Genomic DNA, 19928 nt, shown 5'->3' with positions numbered 1-19928 from the left:
AGTGCTTGTACCCTGTTATATATGAAGGCACATTAGAAGGTCTAAAAACTAAAATAATAATCATGAAAACAATAAAAAATTTAAAAACTAAAATAGTAAGCTTATCAATGATGATGGTATTAAGTATTGGAAACATATCAAACGTTTTTGCAAACAACATGGATCCTGTACTAACGACTAGCAATATTAAAGAACCGGTAAAACTGAATGCGTCCAACTTAATTCAAAGTGCCAGTAAAGCATTAACTTATACCATTAAGGCATCAAAAGAAAGTAAAGATTCAAGAATAAAAGCAGACAATAAAGATGCAGCTCCATATTGGCAGGCACTTAAAAATTTAAATAGCCAACTAGACAAAGCAGAACGAGGTGCTATGTTAAAAGATGAATCCTTTTTTTTAGCAATGGCAGCTGCAATAACCACCTCTGAGGAGCTAAAAATAGCTTATCAAATGACCAATGTTTCTGATAATAAAATTCAGGAAGGGATCACAAAAACGTCTGATGCCATTCAATTACTATATGTTAACTTCTCAAAAGAAGGGCAAGATAAAGACGCAAACAAACCGCTTAACAAACAAGAACGTGAGCAACTGGAAAAATTAAAAGAGAAGCAAAAAGAGTTACAAGTTAAGCTGAATGACATGGAGAAAAAGATGGGTAAAAACTCTAAAGGCGTAAAAGAATTGCGCGAAAAATCTAAGGAATTAGAAAATGCAAAAAACAACCGTCACGATTATTTCTGGGCGATGCATTCATTCCATATGATGCATGGATGGATGATGGGATGGCACTGGTATTGGGGCCCTATGGGCGGATGGTGTTCAGGGTTTTCCGTAGTCATTTTTGATAGCTATTATGACTATTATGCTTGGGACAGTGGTTATGACTGGGGTTATTTGGATGCTGTAGTAGACATTGAATATGAATTAGAAGTAGAGTTAGATGATTTGGAAGTGGAATTGTATGATGATTATATTAATGATTATGAGCTTATTGAGCAGGATTATATGGATACTTATGATATGCCAGAATCTTTAAATGACACGTATGACAATGGTGGTTTAGATGTACAGTCTATGGATTTGGAACAAGATAATTACGAACAGTATGATCTTGACATGCCAGAACTTGATTATAATGACCTTGACTGGTAAAATTCAATAATAAATGAGTTCGCAATAAACGGCTTCGTCATTCATTTGATGAAGCCGTTATTTTTAGGTGTAATAAATTTTAGCCTAAAAACGCTTTAATTAAAAAAAGTTGTAAAACAATTAGGGGTTTTTGAGGGGTTTTGCCCTGTTATTTATGAAGGACAAAATGAAAACAAATAAAACCTTTAAAAATAAGTCTAAATAATAAAATCAAATAATCATGAAAACACTAAAAAGAATAATCAAAAATGTAATTGCAATTTTATTTGCAGTGCTGTTTTTAGCAACCAGCATAGCTGCTAAAGCACAAAACCCTTCTTATTCTCATGAAGAGCTAGCATTTATGCCCGCAACCCAATTAATTGAACTTTACAAACAAGGTGTCGTTTCGCCTGTAGATGTGGTTAACGCGCAAAAAGCGCAATGGGTAAAGACTAATGGCACTATAAACGCTACAACTTTTGTTCACTTTGATGATGCTTTGAAATTAGCAAAAGTATCAGAGAAAAGATATCAGAAAGGAACCAACAGAGCTCTAGAAGGCATTACAGTGGGCGTGAAAGATGAGCACCACGACAAAAACTGGGTGGTTACTTTTGGATCTAATGTACATAAGCATGATCCGGGAGCAGAAGATGCCGATCCTATTGTTGCAAAACTTAAAGAAGCCGGTGCAATTCCTATGATTCAAACAACGGTGCCAGAATTGTATTTAAATTTTGTGACCTCAACAAAAGCGTGGGGAACTACACGTAATCCATGGAATAATGAGTATGCAGTAGGTGGTTCTTCAGGAGGGTCAGGAGCAGCTTTAGCAGCAGGATATTGCACAATTGCAACAGGATCAGATATGGGAGGTTCTATTAGAATTCCTGCCGCATTTAATGGGGTTTATGGTTATAAAACTACACCAGGAGAATTACACACAGGGAACCCCCATAGTTATTTTGCAGCTTCAGGGCCAATGGCACGTAATTTTACTGATATGACTTTAATGCATAATGTGATTGCTGGACCAGGAAAATATTCAACAAACGTATTCAAACATCAGCCACTTGCTACTGAATATGAAAATCTTGAAGGTGTTAAAATTGCATATGTTGGAGGTATGGGTATTGTAGAGCCAACACAAGAGGTGGAAGATGCTATGCAAGATGCAATAAAAACGTTGCGTGAGGCTGGTGCACAAGTTGATGTGGTTAAATTAAATATTGGATTAACACCAGATGAAATTGCACATACCATTAGCAGTTTGGCCATTGCAGGTCCAATGGGAGGTGGTTTCTCAGCATATGAAGAGTCAATCCCTGAAATGACAACTTACGGCGGTCATTTTATTGCCAAATCGTTAAAAGGTGAGTATACTAATAAAGATTTGTTACAAGCGGAATTAAAAGTTAAAGAAATGTATAAGAATATTGTGGATCAAGTATATGAAAAAGGCTATGATATCATTTTAACCCCTACAATGCCAACAAGTCATATTCCTGCCGATTACGATTTCACACAAGGAAACTTAACGGTGGATGGCACTGAATACCCTGCTTTTATTGGAATGCAATATACGTTACCATTCAACTTTTTAAACTGGATGCCAATAGTAAATGCACCAGCAGGAATTAGTTCTGAAGGGATGCCAATAGGCATGCAAATTATTGGAAAACCTTATGAAACAGAATCGGTATTCAAAGTGGCTTTTAACTATAACAAATTGGGAATAAAACTTTTTCAAGGTAAAGATATGCCAGTAACAAAATAACCCCAAATTGATTAATAGTGATTAAACCGGAGCGTAAAGCTTCGGTTTTTTTGTTGCAAATTTTGCCATCAGTTTTCTGAAAGAAATTTATAAGCTCCTTGGGGAAATATTACGATTGCAAATAATATTATGTACGCATAACTTCATGCGCTTTTACTAGCCTGAAATGCAAAAAAAAAAGATTCAATCAAAATAATTACTAATACATTAATAATAAGGAGATTAAATTGTGTTTTTAAATACAAATTATAATGTTCTAATAAGATGATTTTTGTTTTGTTTTCGGTAATTTCGTAAAAGATTATATTATTTTAATACTTCATAAGGGTTTAGTTCATTTTACTCCCTTTTACTAATAGATTAAACATTATGAAAATAATACAATTAGTACTTACGGTCGTATTATTAACGGTACTAGTTGCTTGTAAATCAGAAGCGAAAAAAGAAGCGGCTGATACCGTTTTTACTAACGGAAAAGTATATACCGTAAATGACGCTCAGCCCTGGGCAGAATCTGTGGCAGTAAAGGACGATAAAATTGTTTTTGTTGGATCTACAGAAGATGCACAAGCTTTTATTGGCGATCAAACTGAAGTGGTTGATGCTGGAAACCGATTGATTTTACCAGGATTAATAGATACCCATTGTCACTTGCGTATTGCAGGTCAAGCCAATTCAGTGATGTTAAATTTATTTGAATCCATGACTGAAAGCCCGGAGGTGGTTAAAGAAATTATCCGAAAACATGCTGAAACTTTAGGGCCAGATGATTGGGTTTTAGGAACAGGTTGGGGGAAAGCCCAGTTTCCTAACCCTACAAAAGAGGAGTTAGATGAGCTAACTGGAGGACGCCCTGCTATTTTGGCTGATGATAGTCAGCATAACGGTTGGTACAATACAAAAGCTCTAGAATATTTCGGTGTTGATAAAGAGACACCAAACCCACATGGCGGAATAATTACGCGTGATGCTAATGGAGAAGCCACAGGATATATGGTTGAAAAAGCACATATATCATTAGGTTTTGGCGAAGTGCCAAGGCTGTTTACAAAAGATCAGCAGGAGTTAGCCGTAAGAACAGGAATAGAATTAATTAATCAACAAGGTATTACTTCAATTATTGAAGCGGCTTCTATTACAAAAGATGGCGGAGATGATGTTTATAAACGTGTTTTTGAAAAAGGCGAATTAAACGCACGCGTTTCGGTAAACGCTGTACACCTATCGCCTTTAAGTGATGAAGATAATGCGAAGGCACTTGAAGGTCGTCAATTTGATGAAGGTGAAATGTTGAACCTAAGAACAGTTAAATGGGCTGTAGATGGTATTCCAGGAACCATGGCATTCATGTCTGAACCTTATTTGGATGGCACACATCCACCAGCAAATTATTCTCAAGAGGGTTTAAATCAAGAGGTTGAAAAATAGACAGAGCAGGGTTACAGAATGATGTTCCATGCTCAAGGAGATGCCGGAATTGAACGCACAATACAAGCTTTAGAATATGCCAATACCAATGGAAACCCTTTAGGAGAAAATGCTCGACATATCATTACGCATTTAGATCATGGAAATAGTGGTCAATTTGAGCGTATGAAAAAGCTAAACATCATTGCTCAGGTACAAACACATTGGCCTGCACCAAATGATTATAACAGGGCCAGTTTATTCAAAAATGTAAATCAGAAATTAGTAGATGGTATGTATAATTTCAGAGGTATGTTAGATACAGGACTAATGATTTCAGCTGGGGCCGATTGGCCAACGTCGCCAGAATGGACACCTTGGGAACTTTTTCAGATTGGTGCTACAAGAATGAACCCTAATGGCGAACATGGTGTATTTCCAGGAGAAGTATTAACTCTTGAAGAAATGATTCCAATGATGACTATTAATGGTGCTTATACCATATTTAGAGACGATATTATAGGGAGTCTTGAAGTGGGTAAAAAGGCAGATTTGATTATTTTAGATAGAGACATTTTCGAATTAGAGAAAACCAATAAATTAGACATTCACAATACAAAAGTGGTCTTAACTTTAATGAATGGAGAAGTTGTTTGGGGCGGTGCTAATTTTGAAAAAACAGTTGAAGGAAGTTCTGCAACTGTTGAATACGGAGACTATGTTGAAAATGAGCATATCTGTTTACCAGGAACTTGGAGTTTAAAAGAAGAAGAATAAAAATTATTAAAACAAAATCATGAAAAAAATTCAATTCACGCTTTCAGTATTATTTATTACCCTTTTAATCGGTTGTAAATCAGAAACTAAAAAAGAAACTGCTGCAGATTCTGTTTTCACTAACGGTAAAGTATATACAGTAAATGAATCGCAACCTTGGGCAGAAGCGGTAGCTGTAACAGGAAATAAAATTGTATTTGTTGGCTCAACCGCAGATGCACAAGCCTATATTGGAGAAGGCACTGAGACTACAGATTTAGCAGGAAAAATGATGCTTCCTGGTTTTGTTGATTCTCACAATCACTTAATCGCAGCAGATTGGATTGGTCAAGGGATTTTGTTGTACGATGCAACTAATAAAGAAGAAACTTTAAAAATGGTTAAGGATTACGCTGATGCTAATCCTGATTTGCCAGTTATTTATGGTGCAGGCTGGGCAACACCTAAATTAGGAGGTTTGCCAACAGCTGAAGATTTAGATGCTATTATTCCAGATCGTCCTGTTTTATTAATTGATTATACAAGTCATGAAGCTTGGATGAATTCAGCTACAATGAAAGATCAAAATATAACTAAAGATACCCCAGATGCCATTCCAGGCACTACCTATTGGGTACGAGATGATGCGGGTAATCCAACAGGTGTCGCTATAGAATTTCAATGGTTGCAGATTTATTTAGGATTAGGACTTTGGCAACCTGATACAATGATGAAGGAAAGTATCCTTAAATTAATGGGTGAAGCCTCATCCTATGGTACTACATCCGTATTTGGTCCTGGTCTGCTGAGTCCAACCTTAACTATTGTAGATGAGATGTTAAAAGATTATGAAACAGCTATGGAAGTCATTGACCAACTCATTAAGGATGGTAAAATGCCATTAAGAAGCTTTTCAATGCCTGCCTTTAAAACAGAAGATGCCACACCAGATGTTTTTATTTCATTTACTAAGCGCATGAAAGAGAAATATAATTCGGATATGCATGGTGTAACTGGAATAAAGATTCATCCAGAGAGTGGCATTATTAATTATGGTGCGCCGCTTTTAAAACCGTATGAGGGTACTGATTCAAAAGGTGGATTTGGGGTCACTCCTGAAAGAACAATGGAGTTAGTTATGGCAGCAAACAAAGAAGGTTTAGACGTAGCAATTCACACCGAAGGTAGTGCTTCTACAAGAGCAGCAATTGATGCTTTTGAAGCTTCAATCAAGGCTGGTAATACAAATGTTAGAAATCAATTACATCATTATATGTTAGTACATCCAGATGATCACCAACGTGTTATAGACAATAAAATGTTGGTTAATGCCACACCAAGTTTTACAAATACCTTCGGAAATCAAGACAAGGATTATGAAAAAGTATTAGGAAAAGAACGTATTAACGAAATGATGGGTAGATATCCTGATTTAGCGCATGCTGGTTTACCTGTTGGTTTGGGTTCAGATTACCCAGGTACGCCTATAAGTATGCAAGCCCCACTTCAAAACATTCAAGCTGCAGTTACCATGACAGATCCATCAAACCCTGATGCGGTAGCTTACCCAACAAATAGAAAACCAATGACTTTAGAGCAAGCTATCCGTTCATTTGCAATTGATGGGGCTTTATTCATGCATATGGAAGATAAAATTGGTTCGATTGAAGTTGGGAAATTGGCCGATTTAGTGATTCTTGAGAAGAACCTCTTTGATGTAGACAAAAGTGAAATTCAAAATGTAAAAATAATGGCTACTATTTTGGATGGAAAGTATATGAACAGGGCAGATTAAAAATAATAAGAAATGTCATTAGGGATTAAGTTCATTTTAAACCCTTTTACGAATAGATTAAACCTTATGAAAAAAATACCATTAGCACTTACGATCGTATTAGTAACATTACTGGTAGCTTGTAAATCGGATACGAAAAAAGAAACAGCTGAAGCCATTGACGTATTAACTTCTGAAAAAGTTGAAACATTGAGTGAGGCTCAAATAGAAGCAGCAGTTTTGGCCGCGGCACATGAATCTTGGGAAAATGCTCGTAAAGCCGATTTGGACGCCATGCTAGCACCCATGATACCTACCAACAAGGGCGCCTATGGTATGCAGGGGGAGATGCTGTGGACCACAGAAGCCGTAGCAGAAAGTTATGCAGCTGGGTTTGTCGGTGTTGCTAAGCAAGACATTGAAATGGAGCGAGAAGAAATAACCGTGCTGTCGTCTACCAGTGCTCTTTATGCAGGGTACGGACTTTTTCGCCAGTACGATAGTGCTGGGGAGCTTTTAATAGAATCTCCTCAAGCCATATCCATAGTATACGTGCTGGAAGGCAATGCATGGAAAATACGCCATATGCACCAGTCTTTTCCTGGTTCATCTTCGGTTAAATAATAGATAAAAATATTGGGCACAATGCTCAAATTCATAATAAAAAATAAAAAATAGATATCATGAAAAAGATTCAATTCATCCTTTCCTTTTTATTAGTTGGCCTATTGATAGCTTGTAATTCAGATGGAAAAAACAACAGTGCTTCTAGTGCAGCTGAAATAGTTGTGGCAGATAAAGTGCTTCAAAACGGTACTATTGAAACTATGAATCCAGATCAGCCTACAGCAGAAGCTGTCGCTATGAAAGATGGAAAAATAGTATTTGTAGGGTCTAACAATAATGTGAAGGATTTTGTGGGTGATAACACAGAGGTTATTGACTTAGGTGGTAAATACGTAACACCAGGCTTCATTGACGCACACACACATGTTATTGCATCTAGTTTTACAACATCAGGAGTAAATGTTCAAGCCGCGCAATCTATAGATGAGATGCTTGCAATAATTAAAGAATATTCAGATAAAAACCCAGATTTAAAAGTGGTACAGGCTGTAAGCTATCGCCCTGCTGCTTTGGGTAGAAACCCAAGTGCGGCCGATCTTGATAAGCTTGGACTAGATAAGCCAGTTGTAGCATTAGGGAACAGTTCTCATGATGGGGTTTTTAATACCGTGGCATTAAAATTGGCTAAAATTGATAATAATGTTAAAGATAATGTTCCGGGAGTAGTGTATTGGGAAAGAGATGCTAGTGGTAACATTACTGGTGCAGCCATTGAGACGCAATGGATGCAAACCTATGTAGATATTGGGGCATGGATTCCAGAAATTATGGTGCCAGAAACCATGAATTATATGCAAGGCTATTTGGCTAGTCAAGGAGTGACATCAGTGTTAGTTCCTGGTGTTATCACACCTAATTTTGGGATTAGTTCTGAAGCAACGCGCCAAGATTTTGAAGATATCATGAAAATTCTAACCACTAGAATAGAATCTGGAGAAGCTAAAATGCGTATTAATACCATGCCATTTATGAAATTACTGGATGCAGATCCTGATGACTATGTGCCATTTGCAGTGCGCATGAGAGAAAAATACAATAACGATATGCTACGTGTTAATAGCCTTAAAATGCATGCAGATGGTCATTATAACGACCGTGCCATGAGCATGTCTGAACCGTATAATAAAGATGAAGGCGATGATCTTCCTTATTTAGCACCTTTAGCAATGAGTGCAGATGTGATTCATGCTACGATTATGAAAGCCACATCAGAAAACATAAATGTGGTTTTACATGCCGATGGAACCCGAGTGATTCAAACCGCAACAAATTCTATTATTGCATCAAAAAAGGCATATCCTGAGGCAACAACACGTCATCGTATGGATCATATTAGTTTTATAAATCCTGAGACTGCAGCTCAAATTATGGAGTACAACATTCCTTTAAATGCGACACCTATTTTTACAAATGCGGTAGAAAACGGAAAAGACGGTGAGGCTGTTCTTAAAAAATATTCAAAAGAAACGGTTGAACGTACCATGGGATTATATATGGAAATGGCTCAAAATGGAGCGAATGTTTCCTTGGGTGGAGATCCTCCAGGATCTGTAGTTGAAGAAGCGTATCCGGTTTGGTTATTTCAACAAGCTATGACACTAGAACAACCAGGACGTCCTGAATTAGGTGCATTCCCACAAAACAGAAAGCCATATACTATAGACGATGCGCTTAAATCTATGACGGTTAACGCAGCTTGGCAATTACAAATGGAAGACAAAATTGGATCTATAGAGGTTGGAAAGTATGCTGACTTTGCAGTGTTCAATAAAAGTCTTAGAGATATTAAACCTGAGAATTTAGTGGAAGAAGCTAAATGTGTTGGAACCATGCTTTATGGAGAGTATACTCATAATGATGGGATGTAATTATTTTATTTAGGGTTTTTCGTTAATAATTGCCCTGTTATAAGTAAGAGATAAAAAATAAAAAAGTATCATGAAAAAAATTCAATTAACACTTTCAGTATTATTTATAACTTTACTTGTAAGTTGTAAGTCTGAAACAAAAAAAGAAACAGCCGATATGGTTTTTACCAATGGCAATGTCATTACCGTTAATGAAGGACAACCTTCAGCAGAAGCAGTGGCTATAAAAGATAATAAAATCGTGTTTGTAGGGTCTTCTGAAGATGCTAAGGCCTATATAGGCGAAGGTACAGAAACTAGAGATTTGGCAGGTAAAACTATGATGCCAGGCTTTGTTAGCGGGCATGATCACATTATCGCCTCACAATGGACCAAGCAAGGCCTTGATTTAAACGGAGCTACTAATAAAGAAGAAACATTTGCATTAATTAAAAAATATGTAGAAGATAATCCAGACATGGAATATTATACCGGAATGGGATATAATAAAAACTTGATGGGTGGCTTTCCAACAGCAAAAGAGTTGGATGAAATTATTCCTAATAAAGTTGCTATTTTCCTCGATTTTACTATTCACGATGCTTGGTTAAATTCAGCAGCGATGAAGGCTGGTGGGATTACAAAAGATTCACCTGATGACGTTCCTGGAGTAACCTACTGGGTAAGAGATGCCACAGGAACCCCATCAGGTGTTGGAGTAGAATTAGCCTGGTTTCCAACCTATGCGAAAGTGATGTGGAATCCTGAAAACATGATAGGAGATAGCCGCGAGTTTCTGCATAGCAGAGCCATAGCAGCTGGTTATACTACAATACTGACTCCTGGAGTAGTAACCCCAAATTTTAGTAATACGGATGGGATGTTTGATGATTTAGAGGTTACTATGCAAATACTTACAAAACTTGATAATGAAGGGAAATTAGGTATCCGGTCATTCGTCCAACCCGCTTATAAAGATGCCAATTCTGATCCTGTAGATTTTTGCAAACGTGTTAAAGAATTTGCTAATAAGTATAATGGTGATCATTTAAGGGTTCATGGTATTAAAATCCACCCTGAAGGCACATGGAGTTCAGGAGGTGTGCTTATGGTTGAACCATGGGAAGGTACTGATGATTATGGCGCTTCGGCTACTTCTCCAGACCGAATGAAAGAAGTCCTTCTGGCAGCTAATCCTCTTGGATTGGATGTATTTACACATGTTGAAGGATCAGGTTCTGTAGCTGGTAAAATTGACGCTATTCTTGCTTCAAGAGAAGCCGGTAATACCGATGAAAGAAATGCGTTACATCACTTTCAAATCGTGACCCCTGCTGATTTACAAAGAACCATTGACCATAACATCCCTGTGAATGTCACTCCAATTTTCTCGACAGATTGGGCAAGTCAGGATAAGGACTATCTAAGAATGTTAGGTAAAGAAAGAACAAGTACGCATGTGGCAAGATATGCTGATGTAATAGGTGCTGGGAACAAAGTGAGTATTTCAGCAGATATACCTTCATCACCTGTAGAAAGTGTGGGCGCTTTAACACAAATTCAGACCGCCGTAACTTTCAGAAATCCATTAGATTTTGAAAATTCTAAAAAATTTCCAGCTGATGCTAAAACCCTAACAGTAGCCCAAGCTATTCAAGCGGTTACAATTAACCCGGCATGGCAAATTAGAATGGAAGATAAAATTGGTTCCATTGAAGTTGGAAAATACGCAGATTTTGTAATCCTAGAAGCAAGTCCTTATGACGTGGATGAAACTAAAATTAAGGACATTAAGGTTATCGGTACTATTATGGATGGTAAATACACTTATGAAGCAGATGATAGACAAGCCGTATTGACAACAGAACCTGAGAATTTTGTACCTATGCCAGCAGCGCTAAAAGGTTGTAAACATGGGTCTCATTTATAATAGAACACGACCCGGTTATGAATGAGGGTAATTAAGATTCAAACTAAAATTAACAAAACTAACTATGAAAAAATTACAATTAACACTTTCAGTATTATTTATAACCATACTTGTAGGTTGTAAGTCAGAGGCAAAAAAGGAAGCCGCAGATATGGTTTTTACCAATGGTAAAGTTTATACGGTTACTGATGCTCAGCCTTGGGCTGAAGCGGTGGCTATAAAAGGTGACAAGATTGTTTTTGTTGGATCAACAATTGATGCTGAAGCATATATTGGCGACAATACAGAAACTACAGATCTTGCTGGTAAAATGATGTTACCAGGATTTGTAAGTGGGCACGATCACTTAGTCGCCTCTAACTGGACCAAAGCCGGTGTCAATCTTTTTCCTGCGAAAAATAAGGAGGAATATTTGGCATTGATCAAGGCCTATGCAGATGCTAATCCTGATGAGGAGTTTATTTATGGATATGGTTGGAATTATACGTCTTATGGTAGTGAACGACCAACGGCTGCCGAATTGGATGCCGTAGTGCCAAATCAGAAGGCCATATTATTTGACTTTACGATACACGATGCATGGTTGAATAGTAAAATGTTAGAGGCCGGAAATATTACAAAAGAAACTGAGGATAAACAACCTGGATTTAGTTATTGGGTTAGAGACGATGCAGGGAACCCCACAGGCAACTCTGTTGAGCTTTCCTGGATGGATGCCTACATAAGCGCTGGTGCGTGGGACAAAGATGTTTTATTAGTAAATAGCCAAAAAGAATTATACGATAATGCTGCAAGCCAAGGTTGGACTTCTGTATTGAATATAGGATTAGTGACTCCCAATATTTCAACTTTTGAGCAGTACATTGAGGATAATGATTATGCGATGAAACTTTTAAAGGACTTGAATGACAAAGGTGAACTAAAGCTTAGAACATTTGCACATTACCTTTTTAAGAATGGAAATATTCCGGTAGAAGATATTATTGCAGAAGCGAAAAAATTTCAAGCCACATATAATTCTGACATGATCCGAATGCAAGGCATTAAAATTCACCCAGAGGCCAATTGGGGTACGCATACTTCATTAATGCTAGAACCTTATACAGATAGACCAGACTACGCAGGGATAGATGGAGTAAGTCCTGAGATTGTACAAGATATGATTGTTAAGGCTAATGAGCAAGGATTAGACGTATCAATACATGCTGATGGCAGTGCCACTATTAGAACTACTATTGATGCTATTGAGTTCTCCAAAAAAGCAGGACACGCAGATGCTAGAAACTCATTGCAGCATTTCGCCGTGGTGCATCCTGATGACATGAAACGAGCAGGAGAATTAGATATTCCAGTAAATCTTACACCTATTTGGAGAACAGATTGGGGAAATACCTATGCCTTGGCTCAAGATAAATTAGGACAGGAAAGAACTGAAAATTATTATCAGCAAATAAAAACAGCGTTCGATATTGGCCTCAAGGTTAGTATTTCGGCTGATGTACCTTCTACACCTTCCAATGAAGCCGGAGCGCTTTTTCTAATTGAATCTGCGATGACAAGGATGAATCCTAATGATCCAGATTCAAAACCCTTCCCTCCAGCATCTCAGGCTATTACCTTAGAACAAGGGATTAAAGGGGTTACTGTCTTTCCTGCTTGGCAAGTCCGAATGGAAGACAAAATAGGAACTATTGAAGTAGGTAAATATGCAGATTTGGTTATTCTTGAGAAGAACCTTTTTGATGTGCAATCAAACGAAATTGCTAAAGTTAAAGTGGTGTCTACAATGATGAATGGTAAATACACACATAAATCAAACTAGTACAATTCAAAAAAGGAGCAAACCTTTTAAGTGGTTTGCTCTTTTTTTGAAATTTAATTAGGGTTTTTATGAAGGTCTTGCCCTGTTACAGATAAGAGACCATAAAATCATATTAAATTAAACAAAATTAAAATGAAAAACTTAAAACTATTAGTATTTGTAATTGCAATGTCTAGCTCCTTTTTAACCTTTGCTCAGGATGATGAGCAGTCAAATACAAATGAATCCACTGAAACTTTAGACACCTCTAAACCCACAAACTTTTATTCTTTTTTGGATAATACTTTGGAATATTCAAGTCAAGAAAATCAAAATGTATATGGATATAGAGGCAAATTAACCTTAGCCCTATCTGAGGCACATATGGTATTAGTTGAGGCACCATTATTATATAACGATAGGACTTCAAAATTTGGACTTGGAGATTTAAGAGCAAGATATTTCTTTCTACCTTATAAAAATTATGATAAGACTATAGGTGCTTTTGGAGCGTCTATTGATGTTTTTGCACCAACAGGTAGTTTTGAAAACGGATTAGGATCTGGACGCTTTATTGTATCTCCGGGACTAACAGTGGGTATTATGGCAGCAGATTGGATTCAGTTTTTTCCAATAGCATCATACCAATATGCTAGTAAACCAACTTATAATAATCCATCTCCTGCGGCTGATGTAGCAACACACGGATTTTCTTTTCAAGTGATTACACCAATAATATTCTCTGAAAAGTTTTTTATGCAAGTAACGCCAGTCCTTAAGCTGAATAATTTTAATGATGAGCGTCAAGACCGGTTTGAGCAAGAAGTTTTTGCAGCCTATACTTTAAATCCAAAAATGCAGCTTACAGCTTTTTACAGTGGTAAATTTGAAGATAAAAACCACACCGTAAGTGCTGGGTTATCCGTTTTCTTTTAATCAGATGACATCATAATAAAATATAAAAATGCTTCCCTGTTATATTAGACTCGGAAGCGTTTACATTCAAAAAACCAAACTATTTAAGTTATGAAATTGAATCTTTTTATCATTGTATTTGTATTAATAGGTTTTACTAAAGTAGATGCGCAAGTGGTTTCTGGTCATTATGGACCTGGATTATTTGGATTAAGGTCAGCACATGGGTTTCCTATGGATTGGTCCTATGTGAATGTGACCCATATTTACTATGCTGCAGAAATGAAAGATAATGATGGTAATATTTCAACACTTTCAAAGCCTATTAACGTTATCGCCAATATTAGTGGTGGAATTTGGGGAACTAAAATAGATAAGATAAAAGCGAATTATAATGCCGCTGTTATTCTGCCATTTACCAATCTAGCGCCGAACCCCGAAACTTTAGAGCTAGATCCTGATAATATTGGTCTGGGTGATATCAAAGTGATTCCTTTAATGCTAACCTGGAATTTTAAACAGTTTGCGATAAATACCAGATATGCATTTTGGGCACCAACAGGTAGCTTTGATATGAATTCAAAATCTAATAAAGGTAAAGGGTTCTGGTCACACAATATTGGACTTGGAGGTACTGTATATTTAGATGCTAAAAAATCATGGAATGTAAGCTTAATGAATACGTTTGAGTTTAACGGAAAACAAAAAGGCACTAATATTAACCCAGCATCTACTCATGTCATGGAATATGGTATTGGGCGTACTTTTGACGAGGTTTTTAATATGGGGATTATTGGGTATAGAACCAAACAAATTGGTGACCAAAAAGGAGTAACTCTACCTGCAGGTTTAAATGATTATGAGGTGAGTGCCGTCGGTATGGAGTTTAATTATCGTACCAAAAGTAATTGGGCTTTTATTACCCGTTGGTATTTAGAGTATGATGGCGTAAACAGACCAGAAGGTTCGGCTATTCGTTTTATTTTCTTAAAGAATTTTTAATCTATGAAATTGAAATATTGTATATTTTTTTTAGCAACGTTTAGTTTAATTAGTGTATTTGCTCAAGAAGGGGAAGAAGGCATGGTTGAAAATAATATGAAAGCCATTTATGATAAAAAAGATCAAGAAGAAATTTCAGAATTAAAAGATCGTTTTGACAAATGGGCCTATTCGAATAAAAAGCATGCACCTTTCGTGTATTTTTCGCCTATGTATCAGTATGGTACAGGATCTTCAGCTAGTGCGAATAATTTGCATAGTGATTTAGGTATCATATATAAATGGCGCGCTATTAAGAAGGAAAAATGGAAGATGAATATTCACGGTTGGCTAGAACAAACAAGTTTTTGGGCAGGAGAAACCACCAGTGATTTTGCTAAAAAACTGAATATGATAACCACACCCAATGCATCTTCAGAATCTGATCATGATTTGAGCCTTGAACAATTGATGGCTGAATTCTTCTTTTTTAATCAAAAATTAGATGTTTCATTCGGTAAATTTGACCCTTTATTTTTAACCACCTTTACGGACTATTCGGGATGGGATAAGTACAATTACTTTATGAAAAGTGCGGCGTCAGATCCTGTTCCCGATATAAGTGCAGGCATGGGAATCTATTCAGAATATCATTTCACAGATAATTTTAGTTTTGGTGGGATAATTTCAGATAATGATGCTCGAAATAATTATTTGTATATACCAAAATTCAGTAATACTTCTTGGAATTACATGGGGTTTTTACGATTTAAGATTGGCACAGGAAAAGGATTATATTCCAGTCATAATTTAGTTTATTATAGTCAGGATGCAAAAGAAGGTCAACAATCAGGGTCTGGTTTTGTTTATACAGCCAATCAAGGGCTAACTGATAATTTAATTTTAGTGCTAAAGGCGTCAAACGGAAGTGGTCATATTGATAAATTGAATTCTACATTTGTTGCTGGCCTGACTTTTAAAAAGCCGTTAAATAGAATTCAAGACCAAGCGGGTTTTGCTTTAGTCATGAATGAAAAATCTGGGAATTATGAGTACGGCATAGACACCTACTATCGTTATTTCATTAATGAATATATTAATGTCGCTCCCAATTTTCAATTAATTAGTACTGTTAATGACAAAGTCAACACCGTGTTTGGTTTACGATCATTTATTATGTTTTAAAAAAATAGTTAAATTTTAATGTTATGTTTTTAAATAGTAAAAATTATAAAATAAGCCTCTTACAAGTACAATTACTAGTGTGTTTTTGTATTCTTTCAAATGCTTTAACCGCACAATCGTTTAAGGAAAACTTTATTTCTGAAGAAGATGGGGCCGTTGATGTGAGCGGCTTTCTGAATTCAACAACTGGCTTTCTACCCGTACCCATAATAATAACAGAACCTGCAGTAGGTTTTGGAGGCGGATTGGCTATAGCCTATTTTCATAAAAAGAGAGATGATAAAGAGGCAAAAGGCTTATCTCCTACAGTAAGTGTTTTAGCAGGTGCATTAACGGATAATGGTACTTGGTTGGCCGCCATAGCGCATCAAGGGTCTTATGCTAAAGACAGAATCCGGTATTTAGGATTTTTAGGATATGTAGCACCTAAACTGTCCGTTTATTTTGGTCCTAATGATATACTGGAAGGTAAATTTGATTTTGAAATGAATGGATTGGCTACTATGCATGAATTTTTGTATCGCATAAACAAAGACGTGCCATTTTTTGCTGGGTTAAATTATAGTTTTTTTACAAATAATATAGCATTTGAAACAGGTATAGATGACCCTGACTTTAGTTCTTTAGAGACAGACACGAATTTAGGAGGCATCAATGCTTCATTTTTGTGGGATAGTAGGAATAATTCATTTACCCCTACAAAAGGGATTATGAGTGGTTTGGAACTGGGTAGGTTTGCGACTTTCTTGGGCGGTGATACTGATTTTTGGAATATTTCCTCAAGAACCTACGCGTATTTGCCAGTTGTAAAAAATAAACTATTTTCAGGATACCGTTTAAGTATTGAGTCTAAGTCTGGTGATGTTCCTTTTTACGCTCTACCAGATATAAGTTTAAGAGGCATACCTATGTTAAGGTACCAAGGGCCCAATACATATACCGTTGAAACAGAATGGCGTTGGAATTTTTATAAACGTTGGAGTCTCATTGGTTTTGTAGGGATGGGTGAAGCTTTAAATGATTTTAGTGATTTAGGTAAGGAGATTAAAGCCGCTGGAGGGGGTGGCTTTAGGTATTATTTGGCGAAAGACTATGGCTTACATGTAGGAATAGATGTTGCAAGAGGACCCGAGATTTGGGCATGGAATTTAACAATTGGCAGTAATTGGTTTAGATAGTATGGTTGTACAGAGGGAAGTATTAGAACGTATTGAAATAAAAGGACTAAGGGCTGGTGTTTTTGCCAATATATTGATGTCTGTTGCGGGTTGGTATGCCTATTCTATTACCAATTCAGAAGCCTTATTGCTGGATGGTAATTTTTCGTTTATCGCAGCTATTTCCACTTGGGTCGCCATCTTGATTGTAAAAATGAAACATAAAAAAACTCATGTGTTTCCTTTTGGTAGATATTTTCATGAATCCTTTTTTGTGTTTTTTAAGGGCTTACTTATTTTAGGAGTTACTATTGGTGCCTTATTTCAAAACGCCATAAAAATCATTGACTATATAAATGGTGAAAAATTTCAAACCTTAAACCCTAAACCTATATTATATTACAGTGCTGTAATGGGGGTTATTTGTTTTATCCTAGCGTTTTATTACAACAAGAAAAACAAAGAACTTAATGGGATGAGTTCTATTTTAAATGTAGAAGGTAAAACGGCTATGATTGATGGTTTTCTTTCAATAGCGGTAGGTATTGCTCTGTTTTTAACAACATTAGTTCCAGCAGAATCACAATTTAGTTTCTTATTATACATTGGAGATGCCATAGTCGTTCTTATTTTGGCACTTTATCTTTTGGGCATTCCCGTAAAGGTGATTAAAGAGGCCTTTGTTGAAATGGGAGGTGGAGTCATTCAAGATAAAGCTATTAAATTGGATATTTTGAATGTACTAGAACATAATTTACCGCCTGAGTTTGAGATGACCGCCCAATACATAAGTAAGACGGGGAGTGGATTTTTTGTAGTGATGTATTTAAACCCGAATTCAGAAATGGTTTCCGTAACTAAAATAGATGCCGTAAGACGTTCTATTCTAACAAAACTAAGGGACAAATATCACAATGTTGAGGTAGAACTTGTTATTGGACAAGAGGCAACCTAATTAAATATAGGACTTAGATATAAGACTAGGCGTTTGGGAAAGGTTAGCCTTTAATCTGTTTTCTACACACTATTTTTTTTCGAATTCATAATGTCATTCTGAAGTTTTAGAAATAGAACATTGCTATCCTAAATTATTTTTTCTTAGAATTTGGCTATACTGTCATTCAATTTTGGCGTGGTTCAAAACGATAATCAATAATTCAAAAAATCAATAAGTCTTACCAGACTAGTTTGAAGGTGATTTTGGCCATTAGTCCTATGATTTAGTGTTTTTGTTCTATCTAAGTGCAGCAATCCATTTTATCTTTATCATTGTTAAACAGGTTGTTTTTTTAGTTTATAAAGCAATAAATTTTAAATGGATATAGAATAAACATGGGTAAAAAATTACACACTAAAAAGCGATATAATATTTTGGCCATGCTTTTTATTACAGTGGTCATAAACTATTTAGACCGCAGTAATATTTCTATAGCAGCCCCAGAATTGAGAAAAGACCTCGGTATAGATACCATTCAAATGGGCTATATTTTTGCTGCTTTTTCTTGGACTTATGCTTTGTTACAAATACCTGGAGGAATTATAGCTGATAAAATAAAATCAAGGGTATTATATGCTTTTGTATTAACCTTTTGGTCCATAGCAACTCTACTACAAGGTTTTGCTAATTCTTTTGTTTTGCTCATTGGTTTGAGAGGAAGCATAGGTGTTTTTGAGGCTCCATCCTATCCCATTAATAACTTGGTTGTGAGTAGGTGGTTCCCTGAAAATGAACGTGCTTCTGCAATTGCTATTTATACCTCGGGACAGTTTTTAGGTTTAGCTTTTTTAACACCACTATTAGCGGCAATTCAAAATTATATGGGGTGGAGAGGTTTGTTTATTGTATCAGGTATTATAGGTATTGTATGGGCGGGTATTTGGTATTATTACTATAGAGATCCTAAAGATCATAAATCTGTAAGTGAAGCAGAGTTAAATCTTATCCTTGAGGGTGGAGGGATTACAGAAACGAACAAAAAGCATCAAAACGCTGAAAAATTTAATTGGGGTGATTTGAAATACGCTTTTATCTACAGAAAGCTATGGGGTATTTATATTGGTCAGTTTTGCTTAGGTGCAACAACTATGTTTTTTTTAACATGGTTTCCAACCTATCTTATTGAATACCGCGGATTAAATTTTTTAGAAACCGGATTTCTGGGTTCCATTCCATTTCTAGCCGCTTTTTTTGGCGTACTTTTATCTGGTTTTACTTCTGATTTTTTAGTAAAAAAAGGATTTTCTGCCGAAATTTCCAGAAAAGTGCCGATCATATTTGGGATGCTGCTTTCCACTATTATAATTGGTGCAAATTATACCAGTGATACCTTTTTTGTGATACTGTTTTTGGCCCTTGCTTTTTTCGGCAATGGGTTAGCTAGTATTGCCTGGGTATTTGTGTCGTTACTAGCACCGGCAAAGCATTTAGGGCTAATAGGTGGTACGTTCAATTTTATTGGTGGACTTTCTGGTGTTGTGGTATCTATAGTTATTGGATTTTTGGTTGAAGATGGCGATTTCAGACCAGCCTTATTCTTTGTAGGGGCCATTGCCCTATTAGGGTTTTTGTCCTATACATTTGTTGTTGGGAAAGTTGAACGCATTGAAATAAAAGAATAACAGGTTTAAATAG

General features: G+C 36.3%; 13 protein-coding genes and 1 pseudogene. All 14 read left to right on the top strand.

Annotated features, from left to right (window positions below; all coding sequences use genetic code 11):
* Nucleotides 1-62: 62 nt before the first annotated feature.
* The 14 genes and pseudogenes from IE051_RS03240 to IE051_RS03170 all read left to right on the top strand — a co-directional run bounded on the left by IE051_RS03240 (nucleotide 63) and on the right by IE051_RS03170 (nucleotide 19915).
* Nucleotides 63-1157: a coiled-coil domain-containing protein gene (locus tag IE051_RS03240; RefSeq protein WP_189359322.1), complete on the top strand. Its 1095-nt coding sequence runs from the start codon at nucleotides 63-65 to the stop codon at nucleotides 1155-1157.
* 220 nt (nucleotides 1158-1377) lie between these two features.
* Nucleotides 1378-2916: an amidase gene (locus IE051_RS03235; RefSeq protein ID WP_189359321.1), complete on the top strand. Its 1539-nt coding sequence runs from the start codon at nucleotides 1378-1380 to the stop codon at nucleotides 2914-2916.
* Nucleotides 2917-3285: 369 nt separating this feature from the next.
* Nucleotides 3286-5100, top strand: a pseudogene (locus IE051_RS18555) (amidohydrolase).
* A gap of 19 nt (nucleotides 5101-5119) precedes the next feature.
* Nucleotides 5120-6874: an amidohydrolase gene (locus tag IE051_RS03220; RefSeq protein ID WP_189359318.1), complete on the top strand. Its 1755-nt coding sequence runs from the start codon at nucleotides 5120-5122 to the stop codon at nucleotides 6872-6874.
* A 12-nt stretch (nucleotides 6875-6886) separates the two neighbouring features.
* A complete protein-coding gene (locus tag IE051_RS03215) occupies nucleotides 6887-7477 on the top strand; it encodes a nuclear transport factor 2 family protein (protein ID WP_189359317.1) in 591 nt (196 codons plus the stop codon).
* Nucleotides 7478-7536: 59 nt separating this feature from the next.
* On the top strand, nucleotides 7537-9348 hold the full coding sequence (locus IE051_RS03210) for an amidohydrolase (protein WP_189359316.1): 1812 nt from the start codon (nucleotides 7537-7539) through the stop codon (nucleotides 9346-9348).
* A gap of 70 nt (nucleotides 9349-9418) precedes the next feature.
* Entirely contained in the window at nucleotides 9419-11257 is a 1839-nt protein-coding gene (locus IE051_RS03205; RefSeq protein ID WP_189359315.1) for an amidohydrolase, read from the top strand.
* A 64-nt stretch (nucleotides 11258-11321) separates the two neighbouring features.
* Nucleotides 11322-13079, top strand: coding sequence for an amidohydrolase (locus tag IE051_RS03200; protein ID WP_189359314.1), 1758 nt, complete (start codon nucleotides 11322-11324; stop codon nucleotides 13077-13079).
* Nucleotides 13080-13211: 132 nt separating this feature from the next.
* Entirely contained in the window at nucleotides 13212-13994 is a 783-nt protein-coding gene (locus tag IE051_RS03195; RefSeq protein WP_189359313.1) for a transporter, read from the top strand.
* A 90-nt stretch (nucleotides 13995-14084) separates the two neighbouring features.
* Nucleotides 14085-14975, top strand: coding sequence for a SphA family protein (locus IE051_RS03190; RefSeq protein ID WP_189359312.1), 891 nt, complete (start codon nucleotides 14085-14087; stop codon nucleotides 14973-14975).
* Nucleotides 14976-14978: 3 nt separating this feature from the next.
* Nucleotides 14979-16139 carry a hypothetical protein gene (locus IE051_RS03185; RefSeq protein WP_189359311.1) on the top strand — a complete coding sequence of 387 codons (1161 nt, stop codon included), beginning with the start codon at nucleotides 14979-14981 and terminating at the stop codon, nucleotides 16137-16139.
* Nucleotides 16140-16162: 23 nt separating this feature from the next.
* Nucleotides 16163-17317 (top strand): BamA/TamA family outer membrane protein, encoded by a 1155-nt coding sequence (locus tag IE051_RS03180; RefSeq protein ID WP_189359310.1) that lies wholly within the window; start codon nucleotides 16163-16165, stop codon nucleotides 17315-17317.
* On the top strand, nucleotides 17295-18251 hold the full coding sequence (locus IE051_RS03175) for a cation transporter (protein WP_189359309.1): 957 nt from the start codon (nucleotides 17295-17297) through the stop codon (nucleotides 18249-18251). The genes IE051_RS03180 and IE051_RS03175 overlap by 23 nt, the downstream gene beginning before the upstream one ends.
* 377 nt (nucleotides 18252-18628) lie before the next feature.
* The gene (locus IE051_RS03170) at nucleotides 18629-19915 is read left to right on the top strand and encodes an MFS transporter (protein WP_189359308.1); all 1287 of its coding nucleotides are present in this window, start codon (nucleotides 18629-18631) and stop codon (nucleotides 19913-19915) included.
* Nucleotides 19916-19928: the final 13 nt, after the last annotated feature.

This window comes from Algibacter mikhailovii (assembly GCF_014651495.1).
Classification (GTDB): Bacteria; Bacteroidota; Bacteroidia; order Flavobacteriales; family Flavobacteriaceae; genus Algibacter_E; species Algibacter_E mikhailovii.
The sequence above is the reverse complement of the archived record's forward strand: the minus strand, read 5'-3'. Positions and strand labels throughout refer to the sequence as shown.